Raw genomic sequence first — 18987 nt, 5'->3', positions numbered from 1 at the left:
CATGGCCCGGATCAAAGTGACCGAGGATGCGGTGCGCATCACACTGGATTCCCGGGAGGATATCTGGTTCTGGGAACGGCGCTTCAATGTATTTGATTTCCTGGAATTCTTTCCAATCGAGGCGGTTGCCGAATCGCAACCCGAAGGCGGGATGTCGAAGCGTGGGATGATCTTAAACTTCGCCACCGATGCGGGGTTTGAGTTTACGTCCGACATCGTGCGCGACGGCTTCTTTTTGCGCAATCAATCGCACGGGACGCGCCGTTGGATGAATGAGGCCAAACCGCAGCCGGGCGACACGATCGTCATCGAAAAAACCGACGTCTCGCATTACCGTCTGTACAAAGACTCAGTGACATGACCAACCGTCCGCAAATCATCGCCCATCGCGGGAGTTCCTATGCCCGGCGTGAGAATACGATGTCCGCGTTCGAGCAGGCGATTGCCGACGGCGCCGACGGCATCGAGTTCGATCTGCGGCTGTCGCGCGACCGGCGTTGGGTCGTGCATCACGACAAGGACATGGCGATTGAGGGCACGCGTCGCCTGATCGCGGAGTTGACCGCCAACGAGATACAACAGGCGACACGCTCGGATAACGACCGGGTCCCGTTGCTGACTGAGTTTCTCGAGTGGGCGCGCACACGAAATGTCGCGCTGCTCTTCGACATCAAGGACACCGACGGCATCGCCGAACTGACCGCCGAAGTCGGTCAGTTTCGCTTCGACTGCCCGGTTGTTTTTTCCTCGTTTCGCCGTCCGGCAATCCAGGAGATCGCATCGCGCCGTCCCGAGTGGCGAACCGCCCTGATCGTCGGCGATCCGAAGCTCGGCGCGGCGCGGCGGCTGCTCCTGGGGCCGATCCTGCGCTGGGCCCTGCAAAACAAACTGACGGCATTGAGCATGGCGGAGCGCTGGGTCAAGCCGAGCATCGTCGCAGAGATCAAGGGCAGGGGATTGGACCTGGCGATCTGGACGGTCGATCTGCCGGACCGCATCGCGATGCTGTCGGTCCTCGGAGTCGATGCCATCATCACCAACTGCCCCAGTCTGGGACGGAAGATCGTCGACGGCATCTCGACGAGAACCGAGGTTGTGACGCCGGAGTGACGATGTCCCGAATTGTCTCGTCCCTGCTGATTTCCGTGGCGCATTTGACCATGACAGCGCCCGTGGCAGCAGAGACGATCGAAGATCGCTTCGCTGCCCCGGAGGGGTTTGGACGTGTTGCGGTGAGCGACCATTCGTTTCAACAACGGCTGCGATCACTGAGACTGCTGCCCGACACGTCACCGGCACTGGACTGGCAGGGCAACGTCGTATTCTCGCCGGCCGAGATCGGTGGCGCGCTCGAATGGACATTGCTCGGCTCCATGGAGCAGTGCGCCGACATCGCGATCCGGCTTGTTGCGGATTATCAGATGGCACAGGGGGATGACATCTCTGTTCGGTCCCTGTCGGGCGATGTCATCGGATGGAATGATTGGCTGCACGGCCGCTACGAATTAAACGCCGACGCGAGTTCCCTCAGCTATCGAGCGGCATCAGAACGACCTGCAACGGCCGATGAGTACGCATCGTACCTGCGATTCGTCATGACATACGCCAACACCGCCTCACTCGCCCGCGACTGGCCGACGGTGCCTGATTCCGACCTTCAGATCGGTGATGTCCTGATCCAGCCATACTGCAGCGGAGTCGGCATGGGGCATTTGTCGGTCATCGTGGATGCCTGCGAGGACCGCGACGGGGACAGGCGATACATCTTCATCGACGGCTACACCCCGGCACGCGTTCCGATCGTACGACAGCGGACAAGCGACACGGCCATATCGGTTTGGATGACCGCCGAAGCATATCTTCAGCTACAGTCCCGTTTCGGGCCCGGTGAGTTTTGCCGTCCGCCAGTCAACTGAGACTCCCGGTCGGAGACCTCAGGAGACCCCGAACGGATTGATTTGAGAGCAGCAGTCGATTAGATTCCCTACCGTTGCCATCGCGACCCGATGGCCGGGACCACAAACAACGAAACACACCATCAAACATTGAAGGAGACCGCAGTATGAGCGCTGTTCGTGTACCTGCGCGTATCGGGCGCGCGCTTCTCATGATCCCATTGCTGGTGTCCTCCGGCGACGGCGTCGCCGCGCAGGACAAGGCGCGATTGGGTCACCAGGTCGTCCCCACATACCAGAAGGTATCGCTGCAACTCGACGCCGATCGGGATGACTTCACCGGCACGGTGGACATCGCGATCGAAGTGAAAGAGCCGACCAGGGCCTTCACCCTCCACTCGATGGGCCCTTCCCTCGTCAAGCTGGTCCTGACGGCCGGCGGCAAGGAGGTCCCGGTTCAGTACAAACACCTCGAGTACGGGCTTCTGGAGGTTGCCTCGGATGCTCCATTGCCGGTCGGCCCCGGGAGGCTGGTGATCGAGTTTATGAACCGCTACGACACGACGGCGGTCAGTCTCTATAAGACCGAGGTCGAGGGGCAAGGGTATCTCTTTTCGCAGATGGAGGCCGATGAGGCGCGCAAGGCATTCCCCTGCTGGGATGAACCGGCGTTTAAGATACCCTATCAACTGACGTTGACGGTGCCGGAGGGCCACACGGCGGTGACCAACACGTCGATCGTCAACGAACGTGTCGCGGACGGTTGGCGGACCTACGAATTCGCCAAGTCCAAGCCGATGCCGGCGTATCTGATCGCGATCGCGACGGGCACGCTGGAGACGGTGGACATTCCCGGCATGTCGATTCCGGGACGCGTGATCACCGTCAAGGGTCGCACGCATCTGGCCGGCGAGGCGATCAAGAGCACGCCACCGATCTTAGCCAAGCTCGAAGAATATTTTGGCATGCCGTACCCCTATGAAAAGCTCGATCTGATCGCGGTGCCGGAATTCTGGCCCGGTGCGATGGAGAACATAGGCGCGGTGACCTACGCAGAGGGCATCCTGCTGCTGGACCCGGCGACGGTGTCACTGGGACAGCGCCGTACGCAGGCGATCGTCACGGCGCACGAGTTGGCACACATGTGGTTCGGCGACATGGTGACGATGGAGTGGTGGGACGATCTCTGGCTCAATGAGTCGTTCGCCTCGTGGATGGAGACCAAGATTTGCCATGAGCTGCATCCGGAATACGATTTGGACGTCAGCCAGGTCCGGGCCGGGCAAGGGGCGATGAACACCGACGCGCGTCCGTCGACGCGCGCGATCCGCAAGCCGGTGCTGGCGACCGACAACATCATGCAATCGGCCGACGGGTTGACCTACAGCAAGGGCGAGGCCGTGCTCTCGATGTTTGAGCAGTGGCTCGGTCCGGAAGTTTTCCGTCAAGGCATCGTCGACTACTTAAACGCCAACGCGTGGGGAAACGCGACCGCCTACGACCTATGGACCTCATTGGCCAAGGTATCCGGTCGGGATATCGATGCCGCGATGTCGACATTTTTGGATCAGGGCGGTGTGCCCTTGGTCAGCGCCACCCCGGCGCTCGATCATGCGGTGACGCTCACGCAGCGACGGTTCGCCAACTACGGTGTCGAACCTCCGGATGAACCGTTGTGGCACATTCCGGTGACGCTCAGTTACTACGATGGTACCGGCGTCAAGAGCGTGTCGGTTCTGCTGGATCAGCCGGAGATGACTGTGCCACTGGAGTTGGAAGGCACACTGCAATGGGTGCTGCCGAACGCCGACATGGACGGCTATTACCGCTGGGAGGTTCCCCCGCCGATGCTGGCGACCCTGGCCGAGCACTCCACCGAATGGCTCAACACACGCGAGCGCGTCGGTCTTCTCAACAATCTTGCCGCCCAGTTGGACGCCGGAACGATCAGCGGAGATCAGTACCTGAGAACGCTCAATCATTTCGCCGATGCTGAGGAGCCCCAAGTCGTTTCGGCCCTGTTGTCGGGACTGGGCAAAGTCCGCAACGCCTTCGTCACGCCCGAATACGAAGACGAGTTTGCGGCCTATGTCCGCGGCACATTGGGGCCTGCCCTCAAGCGCTTCGGTCTGGCCGAGCAGCCGGAAGAAAACGAATCCGTCACCCGGTTTCGTCCCCAACTGATCGGCTGGCTGGGCGACGAAGGAGAAGACCCGAAGGTCATCGCATATGCGGATTCGCTGACGCGTGCGTTCATGGATGATCCCGCATCGGTCAGCCCGGAGATCGCCGGCGTGGCGCTCGGATTGACGGCGCGCCACGGCGATCAGGTCATGTTCGAGGAGTTCCGAACGCGTTTCGAACAGGCACAAGCACCGCGCGAACGCAGCCGTTACCTCGGCTTACTCGGCAACTTTCGCGACAGCGCCCTGGTGCAGGAAGCGCTGCGCTATTGTCTGGAGGGGCCGTTGCGTCCAACCGAGATCTTCACGATTCCCTTCGATATCGGATCCGATGATGAATACGAGCAGTTGATCTTTGACTGGATGATCGAGCATTACGACGATGTCACCGGGCGCATCCCGCCGCACTTTCGTTCGTTTATGCCGTTCATCGCCGGGGGCTGTTCGCGCGAACGGCTTGCCGTGGCCAAAGAATTCTTCGCCGACCCGGCGCATAATGTCCCCGGCACCGATGATCAAATGGCCAAGGTCACCGATCAGGTGACCGATTGCGCGGGATTGCGTGAACGCGAAGGCCAAGCGGTCGCGGCGTACTTGACTCACTTGGCGACAATGGATTAGCCCGATCGAAATTGTCCGCAGACACGACCGGCGGCGTCATTGACGCCGCCGGTTCCATTTCCGCATATCAACGAAATCTACTGCCGGGGTACTACTGCCGGACGATACGTCTGAGCGGCAGATCGCGCGACCTTGGGCGGAGTTGAAGCGGCTGTTGCGGTCGGGGGCTCATCCAATTGCCGCGCCCGTTTGCGCAGGGCCAGCAAGCCGCCGAACACCATGATCGTCGTGCCCGCCCAGAACAAATTGATGAGCGGTTTCTCGGCGATCTCCACCCAAAACACCGGCGGCTCGACGTGAGGATTCTCGCGATCGACGAATCGCAGTTGCACGGCGGCATTGGTGGCGTCGATCCGTTCGACCGCCAGCGCGTAGCGCCCGTTGCCGAAGATCGCCGGGACCTCCGACATGCTGCCGGAGACATCCGCAACGATGGCCGGCACGATCGTGTCGGTGACCATGTCGCCGACGATCTCGAAGGGACAACTGACGTGTGTCATCGCCCCTTCGCCATGCTCTCCCATTTCGAATCCGAGAAAGGTGATGTCGAACCCGCCCACCGACTGAGTCTGCCCGCGTGTGGCGGTCGCGACTTCACCGGCACCCTCACCGCCGACCTCATCCATCGGTGAGATATACAGATCGTGACCCCAGAACTTCTTGACAGCGGGTTTGCGCATGACCCCTTTGCCGTACGGCAGCTCAAATTGACGGGGCGAAGCGATGTACGCGTTGTCTGTGCCGGGTTCCTCGACGAGAATGTGAAATGGCGTCTTGCCGTCGGCGACATCCAGGTCCTTGCCCTGATAGGTAAACACCCAGCCGAATGTCTCCACCGGCTGACCCAGAGGCAGCGGCACCTGTTCCTTGGTCTCGTACGCGGTCGAGACGGCCGCGCCGACAATGATCAAAGCAAGGCCGACGTGGGCGACATACGCGCCAGGGATGCGTCGAACTTGCCGCCAGCGTTCGACAATGAGCCAGGTGTTGGAGGCGGCCGCGAGCGCGCCAAGGATTAACAGCGCCAGGTACAGCGGCTCGGTGACGCCGAGGATAATTGCAACCGCGCCGACGATCATCGCGAACGAATACGGATACGCGGCCTGCGGCGAGATGAACGGCTTCGACGGCTTGATCCACTTCATGAACGGAAAAATGGAAAGCGACAGCAACAGTATCAACGCGATCGGAGTGGTGGCGAGGAAATAGTAGCGCAAAGTCACGTTCGATGGCGGCCCGAACAGCCGGGTCCACAGAGGCGTCGACATACCGATGAGGACCAGCGCCCCGGCAACCAATAGCGATAGCACGGCGACCGACACGCAGAAGTCGACGGTGGCCATCGAACCGTAGGCAACGGTCGAACGCACGTGGCGTCCGCGCCAGGCCAGCACACCGAATCCAAGTGTCAGGAAGACACCGAGCGACGCGATGAGATACGAATTGATCCCCAGATCGAGGAATGAGTGGACTGAAAAGTCACCGAGCACGCCCGAGCGGGTCAGGAATGAGCCATAGAGCACTGCAAGGAACGGCAGGATGGAAAACAGGTAGGCCGAACGTCCCAGCGAGTTCTTCTTCTTGAACATCACCAGCGAATGGATTCCGCCGGTGGCAAACAACCACGGGATCAGCGAGGAGTTTTCGACCGGGTCCCATGCCCAGTAACCGCCCCATCCCAAAACTTTGTAGGCCCAGTAACCACCCATGACCAACGCCGTGGCGAGTGTGCACCAGGCGCCCAGTAGCCAGGTCCACGCGTGCGGCGCCCATGCTTTGTATTCTCCGCGCACCCAGCCGGCGATGGCGAGTGCGAACGGAAACACAACCAGCGCGAATCCCAGGAACATGATCGGGGGGTGAATCGTCATCCAAAAGTCCTGCAATAACGGATTGAGGCCGGCCCCCTCGGCGGGAGCGGCTGCACTGGTGGCAAACGGACTGCGTTTAAGCAGGATGACCAGAACCGAGAGGATAAACAGCCCCACGACCGAGACCGAGACGCGCTCGAACTGTCGCGCCGTGCGCATGAGCAGCAGTCCCAACAGGGACACATAGAAGATCCACAGTAGGAGCGTGCCCTCCTGTCCCCCCCAGAGTGTGGCAATCAGGTAGTACAACGGAAGATCGGTCGACGAGTAGTTTCGCACATACATGAACTCGAATCGGTGTGTGAGGATGAGCAGCAACAGCAGCGACAGGGCCGAGACGATGGCGATCGCCCCGGCGCGAAACGCCAACCGCGCCTGGCCGACCCAGCGCTCACCGAGCCAGTTGAAGATGATGGCGACGGCGACGCCGAACGTTGCCAGCCAGATTGCGCTCTTCCCGAGTATTTCCATTATACGGTCTCCTAAGAAACGGCGGTCAATGCCACGGACGTGCTCTGTGCGTTCGCGTCGGATTCCATGAGGGCGCTCGTCAGCGCCTTTTTGGCCGCCTCACGGTCGGTGAATCGTTCGACCAACTCCCCTTTGCGCGTCAACAGGTATACACCCTTGCCGCCGAAAATGCCCCAGTCGGCATCGCGCGCCTCGCCGGGGCCATTGACGACACACCCCATCACGGCCACTTTCAGCGGCGTCTTCAACTGTTTCAACGTCTGTTGAACCTCATCGACCAACGACATCAGATCAATTTCGATCCGTCCGCACGACGGGCACGACACCAATTCCGGACTGCGACGGCGCAAGCCCAGGGCTTGCAGGATGCCATAGGCCGCTTCGATCTCGGCGGTTTTGGAGCCGGTCAGTGAGACACGAATCGTATCGCCGATCCCCTCAGCCAACAGCGTGCCCATCGCGACTGCCGATTTGAGCGTGCCGGTTTTCTCCGGACCCGCTTCGGTGACCCCCAAATGGAGCGGATACTGACACTTCTGCGAGACCGAACGGTAGGCGGCGATCGCTTCGCCGGGATTGGAGGATTTCAGCGACAGAATGATGTCCTGAAAACCGTGCTCCTCAAGAATCGCGACATTGCGCAGAGCCGATTCAACGAGCGAATCGGGATTGTTGCCGCCGTATTTGTCCAGTAAGTCCTTTTCGATGGAGCCCTGGTTGACGCCGACGCGAATCGGCAGCACCCGATCCTTCGCGCAGGCAACGACCTCGGCGATCCTCTGCCTGCCGCCGATGTTGCCCGGGTTGATGCGCAGTTTGTCGGCGCCCTTCTCGGCGGCGAGGATTGCCAGCCGCCAATCGAAGTGAATGTCGGCGACCAGCGGGATGCCGATTTGCGGACGAATCTTCGCGATCGCCTCGCCCGCGGCCTTGTCGGGCACCGCGACACGGACGATCTCGCATCCCGCCTCTTCCATGTCGTGAATCTGCGCGACTGTTTTGGCGACATCGCGCGTATCGGTGTCGCACATCGACTGCACCGCCACCGGCGCGCCACCGCCGACAGGGACACCGCCGACTGTCACGCACCGCGTCGAAGAACGCGGCAAAACGCCCCAGGGGCGCTCATCGGGACGCGAGTCTCTCACTTCAACGGGCGTCGTTGGTATGGTCGCGACGGGTATCTGCATGACGCATCTCACGCCACCGCATGCGTTGCGGCCAACGATGCTTCCATTTTCTGAACCTGATCGAATGCATGATACGACGAGCGCACCAGCGGTCCCGCCTCAACATGTGCAAACCCCATTGCCTCACCGTCATGCGCCAGTTCTTTGTATTCGTCGGGCTCGTAGTATTTGATCACCGGCAGGTGTACTTCGGATGGCCGCAGGTACTGTCCGACAGTGAGAATCCGGCAGCCGGTGTCGACAATCATGCGCATGACGTGATGCAATTCTTGGCGGGTCTCCCCCAACCCGACCATGATTCCCGATTTGACGATGGGCGCGGGGGTGCGCGAAGCGGCGCGACGCAGAATGGCCAGTGATCGGCCCACTTCGGCGCGGGGACGCACCAAGGAGTACAGACGCGGCACGGTCTCGGTGTTGTGATTGAGCACATCGGGACACGCATCGAGCACGCGGTCGACATTCTCCATGATCCCGTCGAAGTCGGGGATCAAGACTTCGATTTTGACGTCCGGATCGCGTTGGCGCAGTTCGCGAATTGTCTCGGCGTACACCCAAGAGCCGCCATCGGGCAGATCATCGCGATTAACCGAGGTGATCACGACCTGCTTGAGTCCCAACTGGGCGACCCCCTCGGCCAATCGGCGCGGCTCGTCGAGGTCATATCCCAGGGGTTTACCCTTGATCACATCGCAGAATCGGCAACCGCGGGTGCAGATGTTGCCTAAGATCATGAAGGTCGCGGTGCCATGCGAAAAACATTCGCGGATGTTGGGGCAATTCGCCTCTTCGCACACTGAGTGCAGCTGGTTGGATCGCAGCGCGCCTTTGACACGCAGATACTCCGGCGTGAAGGTCGCCTTCGTGCGCAGCCACGCGGGCTTGGGCGCGTTGTAGAGAAGTCCGATCTGTTCGCTCACGGCCGACATCGTTCTAATGCTACGAGGATACTCCGAGATTTGGAATCGAATTCGGCACGGATGGCGGCGTGAGTGGCATGTGCCAACTTGATGCAACCGAAGCGATTACCCGCTCACACGTTCTGTCATCTCTGTCAAAAAGTACCGGTGTACGGTATCGTCTCCTGAGAGTTCGGGGTGGAATGTCCCCGCCAGGATACTCCCCTGCCTGACCAATGTCGGCTCACGGTCGAGTGTTCCCAGAACCGTGACATCCTTACCGACCCTTGTGATGCGTGGTGCGCGGATCAACACCATCTCCAGCGGCCGGGCACCGAATCCAAGATTGATTTCGCCGACTTGTCGGAACGATTGGTACTGTCGTCCGTAAGCGTTGCGCGTGACATCGCAGTCGATCAATCCGAGCGTTGTCTCCCGTGGCTGGCCATTCTGCAAGTGCCCCAGCAGAATCAGCCCGGCGCAGGTACCGAAAATCGGACGCTGCGAAGCAAACCGCCGCAACGCGCCGAACCAATCTTCACCGGCCATCAGTTTGCGCATCGTGGTCGATTCACCGCCGGGCATGATCAGTGCATCGATGCGGTCCAACTCGGCAACTGTCCTTACGTCAGTCGGTGCGTGTCCAAGTCCGCGAACCATGTTCCGATGAAGTTCGAAGTCGCCCTGCAGCGCCAGCAAACCGACCTTCAGGCGCGTTGGCACACGACGATCCGCCGCCACGCGCATCGGCGATCCACCCGAAGCGTGGGAGATTGTGATGTTGGAAGTGGTGGATGTCATCTGGCCAAACAACACTCCGCGTGCAACAGCTTGTGCGCACTCCCGTGCCGGTCAGCGCTTGAGCTGACGTCAATCCGAAGCGATAAGTGGGCCGCGAGACAAATATCGTTCGGGCCTGCGGCCCGTGGTCAGCCCAAGGGCCGCCCCCACGATCACCGTACCTGCAACAACTGCTCTTCGGGAATCGATGCGATCTCGATTCCGCGCATCGGATCGCCCAGATGTTTGGAGACCTCGGCGAGCCGCATCGGATCGTTGTAATGCGTCGTCGCCAGGACAATCGCGCGCGCGCGCGGCGACGGATCGGACGACTTGAAGATGCCCGATCCGACAAAGACCGACTCGGCCCCCAACTGCATCATCAGCGACGCATCCGCGGGCGTGGCGATGCCGCCGGCGGCAAAGTTGGGCACCGGGATGCGCCCGTGCTCGGCAACCCAGCAGACCAAATCATAGGGTGCTCCCAGATTCTTCGCTTCGGTCATGAGTTCTTCTTTCGGGAGCACAGTCAGCCGACGAATGCCGTCCTGCACCGCGCGCATGTGACGGACCGCCTCGACGATGTTACCGGTGCCGGCTTCGCCCTTGGTGCGCAGCAGCGCCGCGCCCTCGCCAATGCGGCGCAGGGCCTCTCCCAGATCGCGGCAGCCGCAGACGAACGGAATCCGGAACTGATCTTTGGCAATGTGATGGCTCTCATCCGCCGGAGTCAGCACTTCGGACTCGTCGATGAAATCCACTTCGAGCGCCTCGAGAATCTGCGCCTCGGCAAAATGCCCGATGCGGCACTTGGCCATAACCGGGATCGTGACGGCCTCTTTGATCTCTTCGATCTTCGCCGGATCGGCCATGCGCGCCACGCCGCCCTCGGCGCGGATGTCGGCGGGCACGCGTTCCAATGCCATCACGGCGCAGGCCCCCGCGTCCTCGGCGATGCGCGCCTGCTCGGCGTTGGTGACATCCATGATCACCCCGCCCTTAAGCATCTCCGCCAGTCCGATCTTTATTTTGCGTTTGTCATCAGCGTTCATCGTATGCTCCTTATCGCTTTGCGCCCGTGGCTACGCACGGGACAAGCCGGCCAATCCGGTAATCTACCGGGGCTTACGGGCAAAGGCAAATGCTTCACCGAAGACCCATTGCCCCGCAGAAGAGTATCCCGACCCTGATACGTTGGAGGTCTCCCTTGCGACGCACTTTTGCACGACACATGGCAGCGTACCCGCAACTGGTCCTGACACTGGTAATTTCGATATCGATGGTGTCGTGTCGCTCGGACAGTTCGGACCAATCCGCGTCCGAAGCCACAAGGACGGATCAGCCCGCCGTTCCCGAAGAGAAGCAACCCACCGTGGTCGTGCTGTTCGATAACCCGCAAATCGGCGACTTTTTCTTCGAGTGGGCGAACATCCGCACCGACACGACCGCCAACGGACGGCGCCTCGTCTATGGCTGGCTGGGCCAGTATGCCGGTATGACCGGGGTGCATGGGATTGCCGACGCCGAAGCGGTCACACAATTTATGATCGACACCTATCAGCCGATTGAAATCATCCACGTCGGCCTGGGTGTCGGCAGCGATCCTTCCTACCTCCTGGGCGATGTGGTCATTCCCAAATCATGGCGCGCCTACTACAGGGTCAATCGGTGGTCGGAGCAGAATGTGGATACGGTCTTGCTGGGGACAGAACAGGTCGGCGCCAAGCCCGGGGTTCTTGATCTGGCCATCGATTCGGCGTTGCACGCGCGGCTGGATTCCGCCGCACAACTGATCGCGTTTCGGCTGCGTTCGGTCGAGCGCCGTCTGCCGGAGATCTACGACGACGGCGTCGGGTTCTCGCTGCACGGATTTGAAGACTCACCGCAGGCGCGCATGCAGATGCACGGCGCCGAACAGGCGTCGCTGGTCGATTCGACCGCAGCGGGCGTGATCCGCGTGGCGCAACGTCACAGCATCCCGGTCGCGTCGGTGCAATCCTGCTTCATCTTTCCAACCGGCAACCTCAGCCCGACCGACGTCGGCCATTGGAAAGCGCTCGAGTACGCCTGCGCCTGGAACACGGCGATGGTGGTGCGAGAATATCTGGAGCGGGAGTGGTGATGATCTTGGAACTTATTCATTTCTTCGTCGGGTTCGCTTCTACAACAAACCCCTGGATCAACGGCCAGTAAGAATCCGGCACATCCTTCCAGAGAAAGTGCCCGCCGCCTTGAAGCACCCGTAGTCGCTTGTCACTGCAGGTGAGGGCGTCGGCAATTTCCCGAGCGTCGTCCGGTTGTGTGACCGGGTCGCGATCTCCGACACACACCAACGTCGGGCAGGAAATCTTCCCGAGTTGATCGGTGATATTCAACGTGCAGAGTCGGATCATTCCGACGGCAGCCAGCTCAGGATGCAATTGAATTCTCGCGCGAACCTGTTCGTCGGGTGACCACGGCCCAAATGCCGTTCGACAGCGCGACCACTCCTGCATCGTCACCGATGAATCGCCGCGATAGAAACGTCTGGCGATCGCAGCGACCTCATCTCCGGCAATCCGTCGAAAGCCGGCTACTACACGATCGAGATCAAATCGTGCCATGCACGATTGCAGAATCAGACCACCGGGATGATCGGGATAGTGGCCGGCAAACAGCATGGCCACCGGGCCCGCCATCGAGTGGCCAAAGACGATAGGTTTGACGATTCCAAGCGCATTGCAGAACGCGCGGAGATCATCGGCAAGCAGCTCGTAATCCCAGGACTCAGGGTCGGCCTCGGCCGAACGGCCCATTCCGCGGAAATCGAGATAAACAATCTGCGCAACATCTGTCAAACGGCGGAAATCGGGCTTGAAGTAGGTGTGATCGTATCCCATCCCCCCATGCAACAACAACACCACGGGGCGCTCGCACATCCCGGCGCCCGCCGGAACCAGTGACGGCCCGTCCACATCGAACCAAATCCGAGTCCCGTTGACCTCGACCTGCATACTCGGTATGAAGCACGTAAGTCGTGGAAGTGCGATTCTACAGTTTCACCATGTGCACCGCTTCGCCACTGGCGGCGGGCGGACGATTCCATCAATGCTTCGCCGTCAGGGCAATTCGCTCAATAGACTTGTCACTGCCCCCTTGAGCGACGGAAGATCCCGCTCGACAGCCATCCAGACCGCCTCGGTGTCGACCATGAAGTATTCATGGACCAGAAGATTGCGCATTCCCACGACTTTGGACCACGGTATATCGGGACGCTGTTCCTTCAGCTCCGGTGACAACAGACGAGCCGCTTCCCCGATTGTCTGAAGGTGATGAACTATCCAGACGTTGACCAGCTCATCACCAAGTGCGTTGTCCTTCCCGCGTGCGGTATATTTTTCGATGGCTTCGATCGCCTCTATGATATCCTGTAGCCGGTCACGGTCCCTTCTCATATAGGGCGTGCCTCGTGCAGAACTCTCTCTTTGATGCGCGGGCGCAGACTGCGATCCGTGCCGAGATCGACTTTCCTGCCAAGCAGGTCCTGCAAGTCAATCAGCAGACCGCTCATGTCCAGCAGGCTGCGTCCCGGTTCGAGATCGATCAGAAAATCTACATCGCTGTCGGGTCCGGCTTCGCCGCGCGCGAAGGAGCCGAATACGCGCACATTGGTCGCGCCATGCTTGGCGGCGATGCGCAGAATTTGCTCGCGCTTGTCTTTGATTAGATCGTCGATGCCCATGACAGCGTGAATGATACGTCGGATGTCATTCCCGGCGAAGCGTGATTCGACTTCGCTCACCACAAGCGGAATCTCCGAGTCTCGCGCCGTTGGAGGCAATACCGTATAGGAGATTCCTCGCTTCGCTCGGAATGACAGCACACTACAGTTTCACCATATGCACCGCTTCGCCGCGGGCGGCGGCCGCTGATTCCATCAGCGCTTCGGAGAAGGTCGGGTGGACATGGATCGTGGTCGCCAAATCCTCGGCGGTGGCATCCATCGAGAGAGCCAATGCGCCCTCGGCGATCAGATCGCCCGCGGTCGGCGCGACGATGTGCACGCCTAAGAGGCGGTCGGTTGCTTTGTCGGCGACTGTTTTGACAAATCCGGTCATCGCCCCGGTCGCGACTGCACGTCCGAGCGCGGTCAGCGGGAACTTGCCGATGGCGACCTCATACCCCTGTTCTTTCGCCTCGTGCTCGGAGAGACCGACAGTCGCGATTTCCGGATGCAAGAAGACCGTGCCCGGCACACTGCGATAATCCATCGCGGCATTGTGCCCGGCGCAGACCTCGGCGGCGACATGCCCCTCGCGCGAGGCCTTGTGCGCCAACAATAGGCGTCCGGTGACATCGCCGATGGCGAGAATATTGGGGATGCTGGTGCGCATCTGTTCGTCGGTAGAGATGTAGCCGCGCGGATCGGTCGCCACGCCGGGCGCCTTAAGATTCAGATTGTCGGAATTGGGGCGCAGACCGACTGCGACCAGTACTTTATCCGCAATCAATGGATCGGACGTTTTCCCCGCAGACATCTCGAGCGTCAGTTTCCAGCGGCCCGACTTTTCCTGCGCTGCGGCGGATACTTTCGTGCCGGTGAGAACCGTGACCCCCGACTTCTTGAGCGCATCGGCCGCGCCGCGCGTCAGGTCGGAGTCGAATCCCGGCAGCACCTGCGGCATCATCTCGACGACGGTGACCTTCGATCCGAGCGCGGCATAGACCTCGGCCATTTCCAGACCGATCGCGCCGCCGCCGATGACGACAAACTCTTTCGGCACATCCTCGACTTCGAGCGCCTCGAAATACGTGATGATCGTCTTGCCGTTCGGCCTCAAATGCGGCAGTTCGACCGGGCGCGCGCCGGTGGCGATGATGAAATTCTTTGCGTTGATCGACGACGACTTGCCATCGGCGTGTTTGACCGTCACACGCGATCGCGACTCGAATTGTGCTTCCCCGGATATCCACTCGACGCCGTTTTTCTTCAGCAGCAGTTCGACGCCGCCGACCAGCCGTTTGATCACGTCATCTTTTTTGGCGCGCAGCTTATTGAGGTCGACTTTCGGCTCGGCGACGCTGATGCCGAACTCCGACGCGTGACGGATCGCGGTGAGTATGCCCGCGCCGTGCAGCAGGGTCTTCGACGGGATACACCCCCACGAGGTGCAGATGCCGCCCGCTTTGGCGCGTTCGATGATGGCGGTCTTCAGTCCCAGTTGCGCGGCGCGAATCGCGGCGACATATCCGCCCGGCCCGGCGCCGATCACGCAAACGTCAAATTCCATCGTCACTCCTCTTCAGTCATCGTCACGCATTCCAACCGCCAACAAGCAAATCCCCCGACGCGCTCGGGACAAGCAACCGCCGCCAATGGGGCAAGTCAAGACGCCGAAGGTCCCCATTCGAGGGCGGCGAAGTCGCACGCTGCGGGCGTGTTAGGGCTGGACTGCCGGGTGTCGGGCGGGATACTTTACGGCGGATTGGTGGGGGTGTAGCTCAGTGGTAGAGCATCTGCCTTTTAAGCAGGTGGCCGATGGTTCGATCCCATCCACCCTCACTGAGTACCGACTCGTTCATCTCGCGCGGACGCACTCCACAAAGACGCAGATTGACGTGCAACAATTCACGCACATGATTCTTTTCAGGACGTGAATTAGACTCCACTATGCGAAAGTGGCGGAACTGGCAGACGCGCCGGACTTAGGATCCGGTCCCGTGAACTCGGGATGGGGGTTCGACTCCCCCCTTTCGCATTAGCCCGAAAGGGCTATCCCAGCACGCGGTCGAGTTCTTTGCGCAGGTCGGCGGGATCGACCAGCGTGATATGATCGCCGGCGTCGCCCAAGGCCTTCTCGGCCTTGGCATGCAGCGCCTTCTGCGCGATGATCAGCGTGGGGATCCGGTGCACCTTGCAGGAGTGGATGATGTCGAGGGCGGAGAGCCCGGAGTCGGCCAGCGGCATCACCTTGTGCAGATAGCCGACCACGACCGTGATCTGGTCGGCCCGCGTGATGTGGCCGATGAACTTGCCGTGGTTGTCGACACCGTTGCCGAGCGGAATGGTGTCGATCTCACGCGCGACCAGCTCATTGAGGAATAGCGGATCGGTTCCTTCGAGGTATCCTACGCGAAACATGGGCGCTCCCTTGGTATCGTGTCAAACCAATGCAAGTCCGACGACCTCACCCCGATGATCGCCTGATACCGCGGCCCCATACAAGGGCTAATCCCAACGCGCTGTCAAAAACCGGCCGGACTCAGCCGGCGGTCGCCAGAACGACTGTGCATTGCGCGCAGCGCTTCGCTTTGATCGGAATCTTCGACAGGCATTCGGGGCAGTCCTTCGTCGTCGGCGCGGCCGGCGCCTCTTCCTTCTGCTTGAGTCGGTTGACGGCGCGCACGAGAAGAAACACGGCAAACGCGACGATCAGGAAATCGATGATCGTGTTGATGAAGATTCCGTAATTAAGCGTCGCCGCACCCGCGGTTTTGGCGGCCTCCAGCGACTCATAGCTGCCGCTGGAGAGGGTGATGAACAGATTGCTGAAGTCGACATTGCCCATCAGACGGCCGATCGGCGGCATCAGCACGTCGGATACAAACGACGAGACGATCTTCCCGAACGCGGCCCCGATGATGATGCCGACCGCCATGTCGAGAACGTTTCCGCGCATGGCGAACTTCTTGAATTCATTGATCATGGTCGATCCCTCCGGGTTTGCGGTCAAAATACAATGACACCGCATTGATGCGAGACCCAAAAAGACGACGCGCCCCGCAGTGTACGGGACGCGCCGGTTACAACCCCACTCTCGGATCAACGACAATTATGCGTCGGCATAAGCCGGTTCGGCCGACTCAACGGCGGCCGGGACAAACTCCGCCGAATCGGCGGCCATGTCGGCATCCATTCCGACAAGGAATCCAGCGGCGTCACGAATGTCCGATGCGCTCATCAGATACTGCACGACGCGATCAATCCCGACCCCGAATCCGTAGTGCTCGCCGATGGTGTGGCCATGCTCGGACATGTGGCCGAGATAGTCGGAAAACTGCGCCAGTCCCAGCCCGCGGCGTGTCAGTGTGGCGAACATGCCGGATCGCTGCAGACGGGTTCGCAGGACCTCGCTTTGGTGGATGCGAACCGCGCCGCCCAGGGACTCGCCGGAAATCGGCAAGAGCAGATCGCACGACTGCACGGTGGGACGATCGCCGTTGTGCGACGGCGCGGGCTTCATGTTGAAGAATTTCTCCAGTTTCGGCGCCGGACCGTGTGTCGGCTGCGGATCGGGATGATGCGTCAGGAGCACCGGGCCACCCTGGCACAGCTTGAGTTCCTGCGCGTGCGAAAAGTCTTCGCCCCAGTGGCTGCTGCCCAAGCCGAGAATCTCCAGCGCCTCGCTGTAACTGATGAGTTTCAGACGCGAGGCGATCGGATCGGCTCCCCACGACGCCGAGACTTTGTCGATCGCGCCGAAGAGCGACTGGATCGTGGCGACCAGATCTTCGAACCCGCCGCGTCCTTCGACTTCGAAGAGCGTGAACTCTCGCAGGTGGCGCGAGTCAATCTCCGCTTCGGCGCGCCCCGAGGAACCGACGGTAAACGCGCGCGGCACTTCCGCCAGACCCATTTCGAGATAGAGCTGCCCGGTCTGCGCGAAAAAGTAAGTGCCCGGAACGCTCTCGGCGGTCACCTCCCAGAGCGTGTCGACATTCTCGCAGGCGCCGGTGGCGGTGACGATGCGCGGCGTGGGACGGAACTGATAGTCCTTCTCGATGGTCCACTGCCACAGCGCCTTGAGGACGCGGTCGTAAATCTGATTCTTGTTCACTAAAACCTCCCGTAGCAAAGCCCCTCGCGTCACGGCACGGGGGGACGGTGAATGGTGGGAGAAGCAGTAGTTATCTCATGCGCATCACGCAAAAAAAACGTCCCGCCGAAGCGGGACGTAACTTCAAAAAACCGGACGGCGCGTCCCGATTCCCGGGACTGGCAAAGCGCCGATTTGCGAATCTGGCATGCGTCTGTGCTCTTGCCTCACCTGGGTCCCCGGCTCGCTGGAACCGCCGAAGGCCCCCCTCTCGGAATATCCTATACTCGCAAAACGAACATTTCGAAGACAGTGCCGAGTAACAACAACCGTGTCGGCCGTGGCCTATGTGCTGATTCCGGGGATGGTTGTCAAGCCCAAAACTTCATCGAATCTAAAAAAGTCGCCGCGAACCCGCGCACTTCAACCACTACTGTAAGGTCTCGACCGAAACGGTGACCCGCTCGGCGACACACAGCGCCGCGATCGCGCCGGTGACATCGTCGTCATCGATCGGCTGCGGAATATCGTCGAAATCGGGCGTCCGATATGCGTGCGCGGTCGATGGCTCAATGAAATTGGGAGATGATGCCACAACGTGGATGTCGTACATATCGGGAATGACATTGTCAAAAATGTCGCTGAAAACGCTCTGCTGGAATGTTTGTGAGAGCGCCTGCGCTGACTGATAGTATTCGGCGAAACCGCGCGGCGCGTTGCCGGCGGTGCGCGCTCTGACTGAAATCGCGTAGTTGGTCGCCATGATCGAGGTGCCCCACTCGATGCGCGGGAGCGTCTGGCCCGGACGCCAGGGTTGATCTTCCGGGAAGACGTTGACCAAAAACTCGCTGGGGATCACGATCGAATCGCGATAGACCGCGGCCCCGGTCGAATCGCGCGCAATGATATGAATCCAGGCGCCGGTCGTCCACTGGCCGAGGGAGTATGACTTCTGCGCGTTGCCATTGTTGTCGAATGTAATGATCGGGTCGCCGGCGACCGAGACACTGCCGCCCGACACCGGATCGCCGTCGTGTCGAAACTCCACGCTCAAATTATCACTGTTGGCGTCCAGATTCTTTTCCAGCACGACCCACAACTCGTAATCGGCGATCCCATTGCCGTTGCCGTCTGGTGAACTGGGACACCCATAGGCGATCAGCAAGATGCCCAGCGAACAGAGTATCGCATTGCTGAAACGAATGATAGCCTTCATAGCGCTCCCCGGACCGTTACGCCTTCTTGATTCTTATATCGGACGCGACCTTGCCCGGTCTGAGC

The 18987-nt window shown here is 60.5% G+C and carries 18 protein-coding genes and 2 tRNA genes; 7 read left to right on the top strand and 13 right to left on the bottom strand.

The features are described 5' to 3' along the window. Window position 1: 1 nt before the first annotated feature. From VGB22_02395 to VGB22_02380, 4 genes are all read left to right on the top strand, one after another. The gene (locus VGB22_02395) at window positions 2-361 is read left to right on the top strand and encodes a hypothetical protein (GenBank protein ID HEX9750129.1); all 360 of its coding nucleotides are present in this window, start codon (window positions 2-4) and stop codon (window positions 359-361) included. After that, window positions 358-1110 carry a glycerophosphodiester phosphodiesterase gene (locus VGB22_02390; protein HEX9750128.1) on the top strand — a complete coding sequence of 251 codons (753 nt, stop codon included), beginning with the start codon at window positions 358-360 and terminating at the stop codon, window positions 1108-1110. The genes VGB22_02395 and VGB22_02390 overlap by 4 nt, the downstream gene beginning before the upstream one ends. Before the next feature lie 2 nt (window positions 1111-1112). Next, window positions 1113-1916, top strand: coding sequence for a DUF4846 domain-containing protein (locus VGB22_02385; GenBank protein ID HEX9750127.1), 804 nt, complete (start codon window positions 1113-1115; stop codon window positions 1914-1916). 146 nt (window positions 1917-2062) lie between these two features. After that, window positions 2063-4699, top strand: coding sequence for a M1 family metallopeptidase (locus tag VGB22_02380; protein ID HEX9750126.1), 2637 nt, complete (start codon window positions 2063-2065; stop codon window positions 4697-4699). A 77-nt stretch (window positions 4700-4776) separates the two neighbouring features. On the opposite strand, the gene ccsA is transcribed toward VGB22_02380, so the two are convergent. From ccsA to pdxS, 5 genes are all read right to left on the bottom strand, one after another. After that, entirely contained in the window at window positions 4777-7041 is a 2265-nt protein-coding gene (gene ccsA, locus VGB22_02375) for a cytochrome c biogenesis protein CcsA (GenBank protein HEX9750125.1), read from the bottom strand. An 11-nt stretch (window positions 7042-7052) separates the two neighbouring features. Further along, window positions 7053-8231 carry a flavodoxin-dependent (E)-4-hydroxy-3-methylbut-2-enyl-diphosphate synthase gene (ispG, locus tag VGB22_02370; GenBank protein ID HEX9750124.1) on the bottom strand — a complete coding sequence of 393 codons (1179 nt, stop codon included), beginning with the start codon at window positions 8229-8231 and terminating at the stop codon, window positions 7053-7055. Window positions 8232-8239: 8 nt separating this feature from the next. Then, entirely contained in the window at window positions 8240-9151 is a 912-nt protein-coding gene (gene lipA / locus VGB22_02365) for a lipoyl synthase (protein HEX9750123.1), read from the bottom strand. A 105-nt stretch (window positions 9152-9256) separates the two neighbouring features. Next, complete coding sequence (gene pdxT / locus VGB22_02360; protein HEX9750122.1) at window positions 9257-9931, bottom strand: pyridoxal 5'-phosphate synthase glutaminase subunit PdxT; 675 nt, start codon at window positions 9929-9931, stop codon at window positions 9257-9259. Window positions 9932-10083: 152 nt separating this feature from the next. Beyond that, window positions 10084-10962 (bottom strand): pyridoxal 5'-phosphate synthase lyase subunit PdxS, encoded by an 879-nt coding sequence (pdxS, locus tag VGB22_02355; GenBank protein ID HEX9750121.1) that lies wholly within the window; start codon window positions 10960-10962, stop codon window positions 10084-10086. Between the two features lie 179 nt (window positions 10963-11141). Here pdxS and VGB22_02350 point away from each other — a divergent pair, with 179 nt between their 5' ends. Then, a complete protein-coding gene (locus tag VGB22_02350; protein HEX9750120.1) occupies window positions 11142-12032 on the top strand; it encodes a hypothetical protein in 891 nt (296 codons plus the stop codon). Between the two features lie 16 nt (window positions 12033-12048). Here VGB22_02350 and VGB22_02345 read toward each other — a convergent pair whose 3' ends face one another. From VGB22_02345 to lpdA, 4 genes are all read right to left on the bottom strand, one after another. Continuing rightward, on the bottom strand, window positions 12049-12864 hold the full coding sequence (locus VGB22_02345) for an alpha/beta hydrolase (protein HEX9750119.1): 816 nt from the start codon (window positions 12862-12864) through the stop codon (window positions 12049-12051). 144 nt (window positions 12865-13008) lie between these two features. Beyond that, window positions 13009-13344, bottom strand: a complete 336-nt coding sequence (locus tag VGB22_02340; protein HEX9750118.1) for a HepT-like ribonuclease domain-containing protein — start codon at window positions 13342-13344, stop codon at window positions 13009-13011. Continuing rightward, the gene (locus VGB22_02335) at window positions 13341-13631 is read right to left on the bottom strand and encodes a nucleotidyltransferase family protein (protein ID HEX9750117.1); all 291 of its coding nucleotides are present in this window, start codon (window positions 13629-13631) and stop codon (window positions 13341-13343) included. Before VGB22_02335 ends, VGB22_02340 begins: the two co-directional genes overlap by 4 nt. Window positions 13632-13773: 142 nt before the next feature. Further along, window positions 13774-15180 (bottom strand): dihydrolipoyl dehydrogenase, encoded by a 1407-nt coding sequence (lpdA, locus tag VGB22_02330; protein HEX9750116.1) that lies wholly within the window; start codon window positions 15178-15180, stop codon window positions 13774-13776. Between the two features lie 200 nt (window positions 15181-15380). On the opposite strand from lpdA, the gene VGB22_02325 reads away from it, so the two are divergent. Beyond that, a tRNA-Lys gene (locus VGB22_02325) sits at window positions 15381-15452 on the top strand. Between the two features lie 110 nt (window positions 15453-15562). Then, window positions 15563-15648: transfer RNA gene (locus VGB22_02320), tRNA-Leu, on the top strand. A gap of 14 nt (window positions 15649-15662) precedes the next feature. Here the strand turns inward: VGB22_02320 and VGB22_02315 are convergent. From VGB22_02315 to VGB22_02300, 4 genes are all read right to left on the bottom strand, one after another. Beyond that, window positions 15663-16031, bottom strand: coding sequence for a hypothetical protein (locus VGB22_02315; GenBank protein HEX9750115.1), 369 nt, complete (start codon window positions 16029-16031; stop codon window positions 15663-15665). Window positions 16032-16152: 121 nt separating this feature from the next. Then, on the bottom strand, window positions 16153-16596 hold the full coding sequence (mscL, locus tag VGB22_02310) for a large conductance mechanosensitive channel protein MscL (protein ID HEX9750114.1): 444 nt from the start codon (window positions 16594-16596) through the stop codon (window positions 16153-16155). A gap of 126 nt (window positions 16597-16722) precedes the next feature. Then, window positions 16723-17727: an amino acid--tRNA ligase-related protein gene (locus VGB22_02305; protein ID HEX9750113.1), complete on the bottom strand. Its 1005-nt coding sequence runs from the start codon at window positions 17725-17727 to the stop codon at window positions 16723-16725. A 409-nt stretch (window positions 17728-18136) separates the two neighbouring features. Further along, window positions 18137-18922 (bottom strand): hypothetical protein, encoded by a 786-nt coding sequence (locus VGB22_02300; GenBank protein HEX9750112.1) that lies wholly within the window; start codon window positions 18920-18922, stop codon window positions 18137-18139. Window positions 18923-18987: the final 65 nt, after the last annotated feature.

Source organism: Candidatus Zixiibacteriota bacterium (genome assembly GCA_036397555.1).
Taxonomy (GTDB): domain Bacteria; phylum Zixibacteria; class MSB-5A5; order WJJR01; family WJJR01; genus DATKYL01.
This window is presented reverse-complemented; position numbering and strand designations above follow the sequence as displayed.

Bases quoted from the DNA above. Each gene is read 5' to 3' on its own strand.
- pdxS (HEX9750121.1), bottom strand. From the start codon at position 10,962: ATGAACGCTGATGACAAACGCAAAATAAAGATCGGACTGGCGGAGATG.
- VGB22_02385 (HEX9750127.1), top strand. From the start codon at position 1,113: ATGTCCCGAATTGTCTCGTCCCTGCTGATTTCCGTGGCGCATTTGACC.
- VGB22_02350 (HEX9750120.1), top strand. From the start codon at position 11,142: ATGGCAGCGTACCCGCAACTGGTCCTGACACTGGTAATTTCGATATCG.
- mscL (HEX9750114.1), bottom strand. From the start codon at position 16,596: ATGATCAATGAATTCAAGAAGTTCGCCATGCGCGGAAACGTTCTCGAC.
- VGB22_02390 (HEX9750128.1), top strand. From the start codon at position 358: ATGACCAACCGTCCGCAAATCATCGCCCATCGCGGGAGTTCCTATGCC.
- VGB22_02300 (HEX9750112.1), bottom strand. From the start codon at position 18,922: ATGAAGGCTATCATTCGTTTCAGCAATGCGATACTCTGTTCGCTGGGC.
- lpdA (HEX9750116.1), bottom strand. From the start codon at position 15,180: ATGGAATTTGACGTTTGCGTGATCGGCGCCGGGCCGGGCGGATATGTC.
- VGB22_02335 (HEX9750117.1), bottom strand. From the start codon at position 13,631: ATGGGCATCGACGATCTAATCAAAGACAAGCGCGAGCAAATTCTGCGC.
- VGB22_02340 (HEX9750118.1), bottom strand. From the start codon at position 13,344: ATGAGAAGGGACCGTGACCGGCTACAGGATATCATAGAGGCGATCGAA.
- pdxT (HEX9750122.1), bottom strand. From the start codon at position 9,931: ATGACATCCACCACTTCCAACATCACAATCTCCCACGCTTCGGGTGGA.
- VGB22_02395 (HEX9750129.1), top strand. From the start codon at position 2: ATGGCCCGGATCAAAGTGACCGAGGATGCGGTGCGCATCACACTGGAT.
- ispG (HEX9750124.1), bottom strand. From the start codon at position 8,231: ATGCAGATACCCGTCGCGACCATACCAACGACGCCCGTTGAAGTGAGA.
- VGB22_02380 (HEX9750126.1), top strand. From the start codon at position 2,063: ATGAGCGCTGTTCGTGTACCTGCGCGTATCGGGCGCGCGCTTCTCATG.
- VGB22_02315 (HEX9750115.1), bottom strand. From the start codon at position 16,031: ATGTTTCGCGTAGGATACCTCGAAGGAACCGATCCGCTATTCCTCAAT.
- ccsA (HEX9750125.1), bottom strand. From the start codon at position 7,041: ATGGAAATACTCGGGAAGAGCGCAATCTGGCTGGCAACGTTCGGCGTC.